The organism is Vibrio sp. 2130-1 (assembly GCF_033339515.1).
Window position 1 is genome coordinate 134,007 of record NZ_JAWOUT010000001.1, and the last position, 13,471, is coordinate 147,477.

Sequence of the window (13,471 nt, forward strand, 5' to 3'; positions counted from 1 at the left end):
GGGAGGGAAATATAGAACAATGTTTATTGTTGAAATGATTGTACATAGTGGCTTGATTTGTAACCTGTTAGCTTCACGAACAATGGAAATTTATGATTAAGTCGGTAGAATGTATCGGCTAAGTTTTTTATGAGTGGTTTGAATGACAGTTAAAGCGATAGATTTATTTGCCGGCGCCGGTGGTTTTACACTTGCAGCATTTAATGCAGGGGTAGATGTACTTGCAGCTATCGAATTTGATAAAGCAGCTGCTCATACCTATAAAGAAAACTTTATTAATGTGAAGAAGTGCAAAATTGACTTGCGTGCTGGAAAAGACTTTGGCGACATCAATAATGTTAATCCTTTAGAGTTGCGAGAGAGTTTGAATCTAGGTAGGGGGGAGTTGGATTTGATATTGGGTGGTCCTCCATGCCAAGGCTTCTCAACTCATCGTATTAAAAATGCGGGAGTTAATGATCCTCGTAATGCTCTGCTTCTCAGATATTTTGAGTTTGTTAATGAATTCAACCCCAAAGCTTTTTTAGTCGAGAATGTTGCTGGTCTATTATGGGAACGCCATAAAGACTTTTTAGATAAGTTTATATCTCTTGCTGAAGATTCAGGTTACAACATCAAGTTTTGTGGCATTGTGAACGCTAAGGATTATGGCGTACCGCAGAACAGAAAGCGTGTCTTCATTTATGGGTTGCGCCAAGATTTAGATAGATACGATGAGAATGCTTTTCCTCCTAAGCCGACTCATTTCTCTGAAGCAAGTGGGAAACTCCCTCAATGGGAAACTGCATCTAGTGTATTTGAAGAAGTTCCTAAAGAGTTATATGAACAGTATTGGGAAGAGTATTTTAAGAAAAAAACTAAGTGGTCATATGAGCAAACGATGGAGCGTCTGAGTAATCTCAAATGTGGTAAAGAGATTAAAGAAAACGATCCATGTAATGTTCACATGAAGCCTACTGGTACGATGATTGAGCGTTTTTTGGATACTCCTCTTAACGGGGGACGAGAGGATGCTGGAGAAAAGCATCAGCTAAAATGTCACTCAGGTGATTACAAGGGGCATAAAGATGTTTATGGACGTATTTTGATTCATTTACCGAGCAATACCATTACAACAGGTTGTAATAACCCCTCGAAGGGTCGGTTTGTTCACCCTTGGTTAAATCATGGGATTACATTGCGGCATGCGGCGAGGTTACAGTCGTTTCCGGACTGGTTTAACTTTTATGGAAGTTCAACCGAAAAAGCTCGGCAAATTGGTAATGCAGTTCCTCCGTTATTAGGCAGAGTTCTAATTGAAACTCTGCTTAATGATCTTAACTGAACTAAGTTGCTAGCGTTGTGTGAAAGCAACTTAGTTCAGTTATAAAGCTGTATTTACTCTAAGCTCAAGACCAACTTTATATCATCCATTAGTTGTTGCCAAAGATAGTGACTTTTGTCGCGATGATTCAAGAAAATCTTTTGTAAATTAAGAATATTATCCGCATTAGTCTCTTCATCTCCGAACATCTGCCTTGTGGCTAACTCGAATTTCCCCTTATAGTCCTCTACTTTTATTGAATCTTTGTATATTTTTGGCAATGAACCGTGGGCAACTTCCCATAGCAACTCTTCAGGAGTGTCCGTATTTAAAAAATGAAATTTTTCATGATATTTATCTAAAATATCTAACTTCATTTTGATTGCTTGTTGTTCTTTCTTTTCTCTTGGAGCATTGCCATCGTCCAGTGGTAGAGAGAAGGTAGCACCATTGATACCAGTTTGTTCACTTAGGGTTTTGTTAATAGTTCTAAAATCACTTTTAGCTATGTCGGAGGAAAGTTTTTTCACGAACAACTTTTTAGCTCTAATTTCTTTTTCGTATCTTTTTACATCTTTAGCATGTATAGATTTTCGTTTGTCACCATCGAGAATTACAATATCATTACTTATGTCTTCAGTTACGGCAAAGTGTAATGGCAAGTTTTTAATTATAGTATCAGCACCTCCGGGGTAGGCTGTTACCATATAGTTGGAGATCATATTCGAATCTATATCTTGAATAGCTGCTTCAACTACAGCTTTTGCCAGGTCATCTTCGACATATATACGAGATTTTTGCTCTAAGGTGCCTCCTATGCGACTGAAGGCTTGACTTGGGGTACATGAGTTTATTACTTGAAATAACCCAGAAGTTGGGTTTTGACTAAATACTTTGATGAAGTTATTTGGTAGACCTTTTAAGAAATGGTCTGAATGTGTAGAAATAACAACTTGAGCATTTTTATTTAAAACTGTCTCGAATAACAAATTTCGAAGTTCGTTTTGGGCACCAGGGTGCAGTGATACTTCTGGTTCATCTAGTAAAATAAGAGCGTTGTTTTGAGCACTTAATACTTTACATACGGTGTTTACAACGGCCACCTCTCCACTTCCAGCAACCGCTTCAGTATATTTATGACCTATATCTTCAAATATAATTGAGTAGCCGCTATTGCCGAATAGTGAATGTTCAACTCTTTTTGCCGAAACGTAGTTTTTACCTAAAATTTTATTACACCATTCTAACTCTTTTTCCGAAAGAATTTGAACTTTTTCTACGTGCTGCTTGTACCAACTAGTTGGCAGTTTCTCAGGTTTTTGAAGTTTATTACTTAATGTTGTCGTCCTGTCTCGTAAAAAATCTTGGATAGTATTGTAACTATCTATGTATCTGATATTTGTGAAGTTAAACGAAATGTCAAAGGCACTCAACTCTTTACGGAAATCAATGAGAACCACTTGTTTTTTTACTGCTCGCCACCTTGAAGCACTTCTATGCTCTTTATGTTCGTCAAGTATATGATCTGGTAGTTTTTCCATGCCATCTGCTTGTCTTGGTTTAGCAGTCTCCCAATAGTCAGGATCTTCACGTTTGGTTGAACTCCCAACACGACGAACTCTCAGCTTTATGACTTCTACTGCTTCCTCCATTCCATCTGGGATGTATTTATATATAAACCGAGGAGAGCCACCAACCTCCGTACTAACAATAGGATCTAGTTTTGTGGAAAACCAAAACTTGTTGAGGTTATTTCCTCTTACAGCGCCATATAGAGATGTCAGGACAGAAGATTTACCTGAACCATTAGGACCCACGAGAACTGTAAAAGGTGAGTTAAATGTAACAGTACAGTTGTGTTCAAGCTTTTTATAAAAAGGGTATCTAATCTCTTGTATAAAATTGTGTAATTTGTGAGTTTTTCTTCTAGATATTTTTCTTATTAATTCAGACATGTGATTATAAATTGACGTTAGAGATGTGCTCCAATTCTACACGATACGGGACGTTATAAGAAATACTTACTATCTATAACGTATTGAAGGTTAGTGTTTTTCATTTGAGCTAGCTAGATTAGTAGACATAATTAATCTAATTGCGTACTTGGTAGTAGCTTTGATATAATGGCTGCACAGCGGAAGCCAGGATGGTTCAGTGTTTACTTTATGTAGGCACGGGGGTTCGATTCCCCCATGGCCTGTTGTTGCTAAGCAGCTTGCTTTTGCGCAATCTTTATATCAGGTCTAAGGCTTACTAACTGCTCTAGCTTAACTCTATCCATTTTTAGGTAATTCAGTGAGTCAGCTTTACTAAGTTGCGTTACATTTAGATCATGAACATTTCTAAAATCTGCTCTATCTAAAGTAGCCCCATCAAATTTTACATTACTCAATGTTGAACCTCTAAACTCTGCACCAGTTAAATCAGTGTCCCTTAAGTCAGCATTTGTCATGTTGCACTCAAGAAATTTACTGCCTTTAGCACTTTTTGCATCTTTCATTACTAGTTTAGTAACGTCACATGTGAGCCATTCACATGACGTGAGTCTACTTCCATTAAAATATGATGAGCGCATATTGACGCCATGAAACTTAACCTTTGTCATAAACCCATCTTGTAGCTGAAACCCTATAAGTCTTGAACCAGTGTCAAATGAGAAGTCTCTTATATTACAGCCGTTAAGAGTTAGTTGGGTTACGTCTATAACCTTTACTCCATACTGCTGTAAGCGTCTAATATGCCCCCATTTCTTTCTATTTACCTCTGGTAGGTCTAGGTCAGAAAAATCAGACAGCTCCTCAAGCATTCGTTCAATTTCTTCTTTCTTTCTCTTTTCTGCTTTAAACCTAACTAATTTAGCTGCTTCGTCTTTTTGATTTTTAACTTCTCTTTGAGCTCTAAGGTGATCGAAACCAAATACAATTACTCCAAAAATAACAAAGTCTAGTAGGAAGCCATGAGCCTCAACCAGAAAGTTTTCCCAGAAAGCTTTGTTGTAAAGTCCAAATCTCATTTCGGACAGTACAGGAATATTACTGAAAAATGGCCAAAAGCCAGTTATTCCCACTATTAAAGTCAAAAGAAAAGCTAAGAAAATAATCATGGACTTTATTGGCTTTTCTATTATGTATTTAGTCACAGAGGTGATAGTGCTGCTCATTTTTTTTCCGATTTATATTCTCTACTAATTGTATTTTTTTTGTTTCTTTCAACTGTCCTAGATGTAATTCTCTATGACAGTTAGGGCAAATACCAGCGCAGTTTTCTATTACATCAGCACCACCATCAATGAGAGGGACAATATGGTGAACCTCTAGAAATGGTTTGCCTTCATTTGTTTCAAAAGGTGCGGGTTCGTTGCAGCATTCACAGATGCCATTTGTGCGTCTAAGAACCCATGCTTTAACTTTTGGATCTCTTGCAAATATGATCGTTTGGGCTATCGAAGTTGAGGGTTTTATATTTCCTTCCGGCTTTTCAATGCTTTTGCTTTCACTAGTATCACGCACTTCTGCTTCAAAGACTGCTTTGCCCTCAAAGGGTTTGTTCTCTATGTCCGCGATAAGTTGTTCAATAAACTTAACCTGCTGAGCGGTGATATTACGCTTAGGTTTTAAGCCAGTAACCCAAGCGCGACCTAGAAGTTCAAATACATAAGAAATGTTTTGCATTCGAAATTCATAAGATTTGGCACCTCGTTTGTGTCGACTGCTTAACTCTCTGTATATCTGGGCTTTATTGAACTTTTCACCGCTCCTGGATAGCTTGAGCATTCGAAGGTATTCGCGGACGGAATCTTCCATTTCGGCATTGGACCAAGGGCTTCCATCTTTTAATCTTATTTCAAAACCCAGGTTCTCAAACGTAGTAAAACAGGGGCTCTTCAGGCCAGCAGAGAAATGAGTGGATTTCACTTCGATCCCAAGTAGCTTACTCATGGCTAAACCAAAGATAGCCTTTGGTGGGTAAGGCTCACCATCTACGATAAGATCATAAGTTGTAGAGTCTGAATAAGTGTTTATGACGCGCTCTTTTTTTAGGTACTGCTTCACGGCATTGCGAATGTCGTCTTGAGTTAAAGGCTCTGCCATACTTTTTAAACGGGCAATCGAGCCGTTATTGTCAAAAGTCACATTGTTAGCCAACTACTTCTTCTCCAACGATACCGCCACGCGGCCAATTACTTTTATATCTTCTTCTGAGATTTCAACGGTACTGTCACCAAACACCACGGCAAGTTTTTTACCTGGTAAACGCTGAATATGATTTAGTGAGTGCCGTTCATCAATACTAATCAAGTAGTCGCCAGTAACAGGATCAGTTTCATCAACATCAACTAAGTAATGAGCGGTATTGGTTTCAAGCTCAATTGTTTTGTTTGGACGAAGGTTATAACTATTGAATCTTCTTTTTGGGTAAGCAATCCAACCCGTATCAATTAGTTTGCCATTAGATAAGCAAAAGGTTGATATCGTATGAGTCTCGGCATGCTCCTTGACAGTATCACAAGCGGGCTTATCAAAAATTAGTGGTTTAGTGTTATTACGCGTCCACGCAATATGCTTCTTTGAAAAGTCTAGCCTTGCCTTGTCTTCTAGTTTCAACGCAAGTTCTTCAACTGGGATACCTAGAGCTAAGTGCAGTCTAACCATGAGCTCATGAGATGTTCTGTCATGGGCGTTCCATGTTGTAAAGGTAGATTTTGGTATGCTCAAAATCTCACTCAACTCTTCTAGGTTTCGACAGCTTAGGACTCTTTTGAGATTTTCGGTGAATTCCCGTCCCTTTAAGTAGTCGTATGGCAATATTTCTTGGTTGTCATTAATGCTCATATAAAACCTAATTGTGATTCCTGTCCCAAATAAATTCCATAAATACTCAAATAAGATCTTGTAAGTATGTCAAATGAGATCAATAATTCTTGTGTTCCGGAAGTCACGCCGACCAAAGCAAGTGACAGCCGATAAAGATAGACATAAACGCAAGGATATCACCATGTTAACGTACAAGATACCTCCACTCAGCCCATATGTGACTTACGAAGAATACTCTCGCCTTACTGGTTTGCCGATGGGCACTATCAAACAATATGTGACTGAAGGTCGCGTCATCATCAAACCAAAAGATAAACGTCGAGATAAGCCATTGATTAACATGGTTGCTATGCACGAAATGGCGGCTCGTGAAGCCATTGCTGCACTGGGCTAAGTCATGGGTTTTTCCTCTCTTATTCCAACCAAAATACACTGCCTAATGTGGCTAAATGAGTTTGAGTTGGTTGTCATTCACGTACCGCTTTTCATGTAAGAGTGTGGATCATGGACGCAAATATCGCTATGTGCGGATTCCGCGAACGCAAACAGCAATCTTTTAACGCTGCATGCTGCGACTTCGCCATCAATCACAATATGGAAAAGCTGGCTCCACGCATTGGCCTAACTGGGAGAATGCTGCGTAACAAGCTAAACCCAGAACAGCCTCACAAACTAGATCCAGTGGATTTGGCATTGCTGAGTAAAGAATCCGGCGATTACACCATTGTGAACACACTCTTTGCTGACCTAGGTGTCGTGACGGTTCAGTTACCTCAAGACGGGGAAGAGAAGAACCTTCTAGAGCGCACGTTACTTAACAACCAATATTCAGGTGAGCTGTCTAGCGATGCAATGCACATGTGCAGCGCAGACCGTTTACCTCGCAGTCAAAAGCGCAAAACCATTGCCAAGGTTCAAGCGGCCATCGGCAACTTGGTTTTGTTCGTCAACGATTTAGAAAATCGCACCACCGGCTTTCAGCCACTCATGCAAATGGGCACAGATTTCCTCGCCAACGGTGCGCCACTTCCAGGCTTAGCCTAAGGAGAACCAATGAGTCAGCTAGCTATTCAACAAGAACAACAAAAGCAAATACCCAACGCCAGCGAGAGCATTGCCGCTTGTAAAGCCTTGTTCAATGGTTCCGCTACACGCGGCAAGTTGAAAAAATTGTGGGACGCTATGCCACCACGTTTTCGCGGTATGGTTTTAGTCGCCAGTGATCTGAAAGCCTCAGAGCATGTGCGAGAGTTTGAAAGCTTCAATGATTTGGAGCTTCAAAAAATCCGTAACGGCATGCAACAGATTAAAGAAATCGCGACGTTGTTCGATCGCAATCTTGGTGACGTTCGACGCCTCAAGAATTACCAATTCAGTAGTACCCATTAATTCTCCAAGCCTTTGCTCTTTTAATAGGGGGCTTTTTTTCGTCTTAGCGTAGGAGCATAAAAGATGAATCTAAATGAAGTTGCAAACAAACTCGCTATCCAAACAACCATTAATAGTCTGTTCGCTTTGGCGTTGGATAGCTCAGATGTTATCAGTATTCGTATCGAGTACTCATCAAAAATGAGCCTTCTCAACGTGATTGTGTTTGATGAGAACACGACTAACCACGCCCACAACGTTGTGTTGATTGATAAGGAACGAGCGCTAGAAGAACTACTGAATATTGAAGATTACCTGATTGAACGCATTGCTTTTCGTCGTGATGCAGTTGAAGCGGAGGATGCCGCATGAACAATAGTTCGAGTGAAGCCAGCCAGTTAATTGAAATGTTGAAAGACCGATTGGAAGAGTGTTGTGACTGTATCGAAGCTGGCTATGAGATTACGCGTTCTGCCGGATACAGGACTATTGATGCAGAGTTAACGGTGGAAGGCGGACGCTCTTTCATTGATGAGGCGAGTCGCTACTTAGAAGAACAGGAGCGTGAGTCATGCAATACGCCGCAATAATGCTTTGTCCAGCTGGCGGTGTTATCCGCCATGAAGAAACTCAAGAAGTTGCCAATGTAATAGTTGGTGATTTCGACTCATTAGACCAAGCCATCGAACAAGCGTGTGTTTCCCTTAGTTGTACTCATCTAAGCAAAGGTGTATTGAGCAAAGGCAACATGAAAGGTGGTTTCATGCTAGTGACGACTCAGGAATTGGAGGCGGTATGACGCACCCAAAGTTTACCGTTTTCTCTGTAGGTAAGGACAAACTACGGATAGATTATGAATCAGTCTGATCTTCTATATATCGGCGGGGCAGTGATGCCCCTGGACCGAATCAAAAATAATGACGCCAGCTATAATGCTGGTTTTTTAGGTTCCAAGATATACTCAGACCAAGAACAAGCGCTTCTGGATAGCGGAATGGTCAAAAAAATAGCGATATATGACCGCGTTCCCAACCGAAAGTCCAAGCGCGAACGAGATCTTCAAGAGAGAACTGACTTTTATAAATCTGTAAATTATCTCTCTGAACACGACCGCGAAGCGGCGGCGAGAATCGCCGAAGAGTATAGGCTAGTCAAAGGGCGCAAAAGTCCGACAGAGAAATTTCGCCACAGAAAAGACAAGCAAATTAAGCAATTGATGAGTCTGAGCAAGTCTCTACGCCCTAAAAGTATCATCAGCAATGCCGACGCCAACTTCAGCCATGATGCTTTGTATGAAACGAACGAGCGCTCCAAACCTGCCATTCTCAATCAGAATGGAAAACGAGGACAAGGCGAACCTAAAAAGATTCCTATTTCAATGCAGCTAATGCACCGGTCTTGGAATGAAACTTATAAGTTTCAGGCGGTAACCGAAACGCCATCTAGTGCTGCGCCTTCGGAAAACAGTGGTGAGAGATTCTCGGAAAAGTTGACGTCCCGTTCTGTTTCTAAAATCTTTGAGGCAGGGGCTTATACTGCAGCTTGCCATGGTGGTTTCTCTACTTTTCTCACGCTGACTTTCACCAAGGCACAACGAATGGCCATATTCGGTGGAATGTTGGATGGAAGTGAGTGTGTCAGCATGGGGTCGCATCATCCAATAATCTATAAGCGCAACATGGTGACAGTACATCCTAAGCGTGGTGAAAAGAAAGTTGACCAACCAATCACGGATATTGGTGGAGAATACTGGCTGTTTCCAACCTTAGATAGTAAGCGTGTTAAAGCTATGAACCAGGGCAGTGTCATAGCCGGGCCGTATTGCGATCTTAAACAAAAGCCCAAGCAAGAGTTCTCGATGGAAAAAACCTTAGAGACAACGATAGGTAAAGAAGTCTCTCGTTTTCTTGATGGCGCAAAGAAAATGTATCAACGCGGCTGGGTTGCGGATCATACCATCCAAGTTGACAAAGATAGTGGACGAAAGTACTGCGACTTATCCCAGGAGAAGGTTGCTAAACATGCTCAACCCAGCGATGTTGGGCCGACTAACTTACCTGCTGATTTCCATTACATATGGGTAGCCGAGTGTCCAGCCAATGAAGATGGAGAGCCTAATCCACACGTTCATATTTTGCTACGTTGGACAGTACCAGAGCATCTCTTTAGTCCTTGGGCTAAGCGACTTGAAAAGATATGGGGGCACGGGTTTGCGAAATTAGAGCGAATCAAAAAGCCAAAAGCCGCTGGTTCTTACATTATCAAAGCAGTCGGTTATGCCGCTAAAGGTGAAAATGCTGACCAAGGGCTAATCAAGGGAAATCGATACAATATCGCGAAGTGCTCAAGAGCTCCTGCCTGGGAAACTCTTGCTTCGTTTGAAGCTGGCAATATGACCGCAATAATTAAGGAGTTGGGATACAAACTTGAGCAATGGAAAAAGCCAATTAAGCGGCAAATCCGTAAGCTACGAAATGCCAAAGAGCAAACCATCAAGGCCAAAGCGATCGCCAAAAAGCAGCAGAAATCTGAGGAATATCAGAACAAGCTTTATCAGAGAATCATCCGTTTGGAAAAGCAGGCCGAAAAGCTGAGTCAGAACTTGCATAGCAGGGGAGTGCACGTGAATACGAGCAATCGCTTCTGCATTACGTTTGAAGGAGAACTGGCTAAGGATAAAGTAGACAAGTTTATGGTTTGGGCTGCTGGTGCAAGAGGGTGGTCATTGAATTGTAGAGATCTGGACCTGAGCGATATAAAACAGAGTGCGAGCCACTTCTATCAATCTGAATATCAGCGATTTAAAGATAATCAGTCCTATTGGCAATCACTATTACATGAACCTGTAGCACATCTGGAAGTTGATGAAAGTGAGCTTTCTTATTGGTATAGCATTACGGCAGATTATCTCGAGGGGCGGCTTTTTCCAATATTGAGTTAGTCCGGTTTGTGCCGTCATAAGAACTTTAAGGCTAGAGTAGTGATTCGTTATTTCTTAAAGCTGATTTGAAGTGCTATTGTTTGCATAAAAATCTGAGCGGTAGCCCACATAAAAGCTATTGATTATTTGCTCGTCAGTTATGTGAATGTTATCCAACGGCTTTGTTTGTTCGAGGGATACGAGTATGAAGCATAATTTGAGTATAGTTGGACGAAAAACGAATCGTCCTAGTAATCCAACTGCAGCTGAGTTGGCCTTAGATCGTTTTGATGCGTTAGTCGACGATTTCTATAGCAAGTATCGTGTAGCTCCACCTGCGGGTGAAACTGAACAGCAAAGAGCAAAACGATTGCAGTTTGAAGCACAAGACTTGAGGTTTTTGAAAAAAATGAGGATTGAACTCATTGCTCATGCTCGAGTTGAAGATATGCAAGCTAAGTTGCAATCGTACTCTGTAGAAAACTTAAAAAAAAATGCGAAAGAGTTGTTCGTTGAAAAGCATCATCCGACGACGAAACTAGCGAATAACCTAACCGCAGCAGGAGAGCCTAAACCAACTAAAAACCATGAGCCTCACCATATCATTCCTGGTTCGGGAAGGTTTAGAAAAGCAGAAATGAGAGCCGCAAGATTAAATTTGCACATGCATAAAATTGGCATAAATGCGCCCGTAAATGGTGTTTGGTTAACAAATTATGCGAAACATACGGACTTTAACTGGGAAGCACCTAAGTCTCCTGCTCATCGTTCGATCCATACATTTAATTATGAAACCTGGATTAGTTCCAAATTTTCGAAGGGTATTCCGAGTAAACAGCACTTTGAGGCTAACTTACTTCGGGTCAAAATGGAGTTGAAGAGTGGTACCTACCCTAAAGAGGTCTTGGAAGCTAAGAATGAAGTTTGGAAAGGATGATGACGGTTTATAAAATTACAGATGATTTAACTAAGTTTCAGTCGGTATGCTCTGGCCCAGATGAAATCGCTACCCAGTTGGGGGATTTCGACTATTTTGAGAGAATCTTATTGCAAGCTGTTGAAAATAAATCTCTGAAAGATATTTGGAAGCCTGCGGAGGTCGAGTTTGAAGATGTGTTAACCGACAACTCTGTATTGCCTGATATTAGCTTATGGTTACGAACATATCTTGTTTTATCTCCGAGGGCATATGAAGCTCTAAATAGTTGCTTATCTGAAAGCGGGGATTTTTTACCTGTCAACTATCAAGGTGAACAATGGTATTTATATACATCGCTGACCTTTGGAAAAGAAGATAGACAAAAGTGTGTCGAGAAGATTTCATATGGAAGCCCTGATGGACTAGAGGTTCTTGCATTCATTGATGATGATGTGAAAGATAAAGTGATCTTTAAATCAAGATTAGAAGGGGCCAGCAACTTATACTGTACAGAGAGGTTCAAGGCTATGTGTGAACAAAATCAGCTTAATGGGCTCGTATTCTCTTCTAATCTGACAGATCCATTCAGTTAACGAATAACTTGATTTTAAACAACCCTTCCGAAAATAAAGCAGAGCGACGGCTCTGCTATGCATACATAGATAAAAAATACCCTTATTTATGTCTCAGAAAGTAAAATGCACATGACTCAAATCAATCAAAGTAAAGTATCAGAAACAAAGGAAATAACTACTACGAAGAAAAGTCTATTCGACTATATAGCATCATATAATTTCATCTATCTGTGTTCTTTTTATATATATTTATCTGGTGCTCTTTATTTTTACGGCTATATGGGCGAAATTGGGTTTTCTGGTGCGTCTCTCGATAGCATATTTTCGCCATTGATTTATTCTCAAGTTTTTTTAGGAGAGGTTTTTAGCAAAGCGTTGCTGGCTAACTTAAGTACTCTACTGGTATTTCCCCTGGAAATATCACTTATAGTGACGGGGTTCTGTGTATTCTTTGTAATTGTATATAATTGTAAAGTATGGAAAAAACTTACTTTAAAGCCTCAACTAGATTTATCTTCTAAAAAGCATGAAAAACCTCTAATAGAAAGAAAGCCAGTGATGAGTGCTTTGTTTGTATTTCCCATTGTTTATTTTAGTCATTTGGCGTGCTTTGCAGTGATAGTAGCACTTTCAGCTATTGTTATGATACCGCTGTACTTTCCATATCAGATGGGCTCTTTGTCTGCTCAATCATTCCTGGCTCGCGATGAGGGAGAAGTCTGTGAGAAGCTATCTTGGGATTTGCCTGAGTATCGTAATCAGAAGATGATATTAAGTTGCGAAAAAATCCCTGTTGATGTGGAACCTGGGCTGGTTTCAGGAGTAATAATACATAGTGACTCTAAGTATATGTATATGGTAACAAATGAATTTTTACTTAGGATTAAAAATGGAAAGGTGGCTTCATGCGTTTCTAAACAAGTAAATCCGAATATAAAGGGTGCTAGCAATCATAATGAAGAAAATGATACCCCACCACATTCGGAAGGTTTAACTTGTGATCAACTCTTAGGCGTAAAAAAGAGTTAAAGTGTTACCGTTTTTAAAAGATGAAACTTTGGTAAAACGCAATCAGAATATTCTGGATTGCGTTTTTCTCTCAAACTAAGAGTTCACTTAACTGCGAAGTATTGTTCAATGAGAGTTATGTGGTAGGCAGCTTATCAAACCCTAAGTGAATAGCTACAACGCAAAGAACAAAATATATCAAAATGAAGTAGATTGTTAATAAGCCATATTTCCAGTTGCTTATGGTTAGTTTTTTGAATGTAGCAATAGCCTCTTTACCGGAAAGAATCATATATCCCAAAGCACCTACACTAAGTAAAACCATGAGAAAGTGGATAACAAACTCATTTGCTTGTGGTTTACCAATGCCATTTCCGAGCAAAGCTGCACCAACAAGCATTGCTACTGGAGATACCAAGCGCTTAATTGCTTGATCGATAGAATCTAATAACTCTTTTACATTTTCCATTAGGTATCTTTATTCCTCAAATATTAACCCATCTACGGGGAAACAATTCTATTAAACAAGTATTGTACGCAAAATGAACCAATAGGCAACCATGC

The 13,471-nt window shown here is 40.2% G+C and carries 16 protein-coding genes; 11 read left to right on the forward strand and 5 right to left on the reverse strand.

Annotated features, from left to right (window positions below):
* Nucleotides 1-142: 142 nt before the first annotated feature.
* The gene (locus R7Q09_RS00640; protein WP_213963258.1) at nt 143-1,324 is read left to right on the forward strand and encodes a DNA cytosine methyltransferase; all 1,182 of its coding nucleotides are present in this window, start codon (nt 143-145) and stop codon (nt 1,322-1,324) included.
* A 53-nt stretch (nt 1,325-1,377) separates the two neighbouring features.
* Here the strand turns inward: R7Q09_RS00640 and R7Q09_RS00645 are convergent, their stop codons facing one another.
* The 4 genes from R7Q09_RS00645 to R7Q09_RS00660 all read right to left on the reverse strand — a co-directional run bounded on the left by R7Q09_RS00645 (nt 1,378) and on the right by R7Q09_RS00660 (nt 6,135).
* A complete protein-coding gene (locus R7Q09_RS00645; protein ID WP_318070789.1) occupies nt 1,378-3,258 on the reverse strand; it encodes an ATP-binding protein in 1,881 nt (626 codons plus the stop codon).
* 251 nt (nt 3,259-3,509) lie between these two features.
* A complete protein-coding gene (locus R7Q09_RS00650; RefSeq protein WP_206225617.1) occupies nt 3,510-4,463 on the reverse strand; it encodes a pentapeptide repeat-containing protein in 954 nt (317 codons plus the stop codon).
* The gene (locus R7Q09_RS00655) at nt 4,435-5,448 is read right to left on the reverse strand and encodes an HNH endonuclease (RefSeq protein WP_318070790.1); all 1,014 of its coding nucleotides are present in this window, start codon (nt 5,446-5,448) and stop codon (nt 4,435-4,437) included. Before R7Q09_RS00655 ends, R7Q09_RS00650 begins: the two co-directional genes overlap by 29 nt.
* Nucleotides 5,449-6,135 carry a helix-turn-helix domain-containing protein gene (locus tag R7Q09_RS00660; protein ID WP_213963255.1) on the reverse strand — a complete coding sequence of 229 codons (687 nt, stop codon included), beginning with the start codon at nt 6,133-6,135 and terminating at the stop codon, nt 5,449-5,451.
* 163 nt (nt 6,136-6,298) lie between these two features.
* On the opposite strand from R7Q09_RS00660, the gene R7Q09_RS00665 reads away from it, so the two are divergent.
* The 10 genes from R7Q09_RS00665 to R7Q09_RS00710 all read left to right on the forward strand — a co-directional run bounded on the left by R7Q09_RS00665 (nt 6,299) and on the right by R7Q09_RS00710 (nt 12,928).
* Nucleotides 6,299-6,511, forward strand: coding sequence for a hypothetical protein (locus R7Q09_RS00665; protein WP_017821157.1), 213 nt, complete (start codon nt 6,299-6,301; stop codon nt 6,509-6,511).
* Nucleotides 6,512-6,621: 110 nt separating this feature from the next.
* A complete protein-coding gene (locus tag R7Q09_RS00670) occupies nt 6,622-7,161 on the forward strand; it encodes a phage regulatory CII family protein (RefSeq protein ID WP_104971994.1) in 540 nt (179 codons plus the stop codon).
* Nucleotides 7,162-7,170: 9 nt separating this feature from the next.
* Nucleotides 7,171-7,506, forward strand: coding sequence for a hypothetical protein (locus R7Q09_RS00675; protein WP_213963254.1), 336 nt, complete (start codon nt 7,171-7,173; stop codon nt 7,504-7,506).
* A gap of 63 nt (nt 7,507-7,569) precedes the next feature.
* Entirely contained in the window at nt 7,570-7,857 is a 288-nt protein-coding gene (locus R7Q09_RS00680; protein WP_213963253.1) for a hypothetical protein, read from the forward strand.
* On the forward strand, nt 7,854-8,075 hold the full coding sequence (locus tag R7Q09_RS00685; RefSeq protein WP_213963252.1) for a hypothetical protein: 222 nt from the start codon (nt 7,854-7,856) through the stop codon (nt 8,073-8,075). Before R7Q09_RS00680 ends, R7Q09_RS00685 begins: the two co-directional genes overlap by 4 nt.
* On the forward strand, nt 8,057-8,284 hold the full coding sequence (locus tag R7Q09_RS00690) for a hypothetical protein (RefSeq protein WP_262580444.1): 228 nt from the start codon (nt 8,057-8,059) through the stop codon (nt 8,282-8,284). Before R7Q09_RS00685 ends, R7Q09_RS00690 begins: the two co-directional genes overlap by 19 nt.
* A 54-nt stretch (nt 8,285-8,338) precedes the next feature.
* Complete coding sequence (locus R7Q09_RS00695) at nt 8,339-10,426, forward strand: hypothetical protein (protein WP_318070793.1); 2,088 nt, start codon at nt 8,339-8,341, stop codon at nt 10,424-10,426.
* A 184-nt stretch (nt 10,427-10,610) separates the two neighbouring features.
* The gene (locus R7Q09_RS00700) at nt 10,611-11,342 is read left to right on the forward strand and encodes an AHH domain-containing protein (RefSeq protein WP_318070794.1); all 732 of its coding nucleotides are present in this window, start codon (nt 10,611-10,613) and stop codon (nt 11,340-11,342) included.
* Nucleotides 11,342-11,917 carry a hypothetical protein gene (locus R7Q09_RS00705; RefSeq protein WP_182036931.1) on the forward strand — a complete coding sequence of 192 codons (576 nt, stop codon included), beginning with the start codon at nt 11,342-11,344 and terminating at the stop codon, nt 11,915-11,917. Before R7Q09_RS00700 ends, R7Q09_RS00705 begins: the two co-directional genes overlap by 1 nt.
* A 111-nt stretch (nt 11,918-12,028) precedes the next feature.
* Nucleotides 12,029-12,928, forward strand: coding sequence for a hypothetical protein (locus tag R7Q09_RS00710; protein ID WP_318070795.1), 900 nt, complete (start codon nt 12,029-12,031; stop codon nt 12,926-12,928).
* Between the two features lie 115 nt (nt 12,929-13,043).
* Here R7Q09_RS00710 and R7Q09_RS00715 read toward each other — a convergent pair whose 3' ends face one another.
* On the reverse strand, nt 13,044-13,376 hold the full coding sequence (locus tag R7Q09_RS00715) for a hypothetical protein (RefSeq protein WP_182036933.1): 333 nt from the start codon (nt 13,374-13,376) through the stop codon (nt 13,044-13,046).
* Between the last annotated feature and the right edge of the window lie 95 nt (nt 13,377-13,471).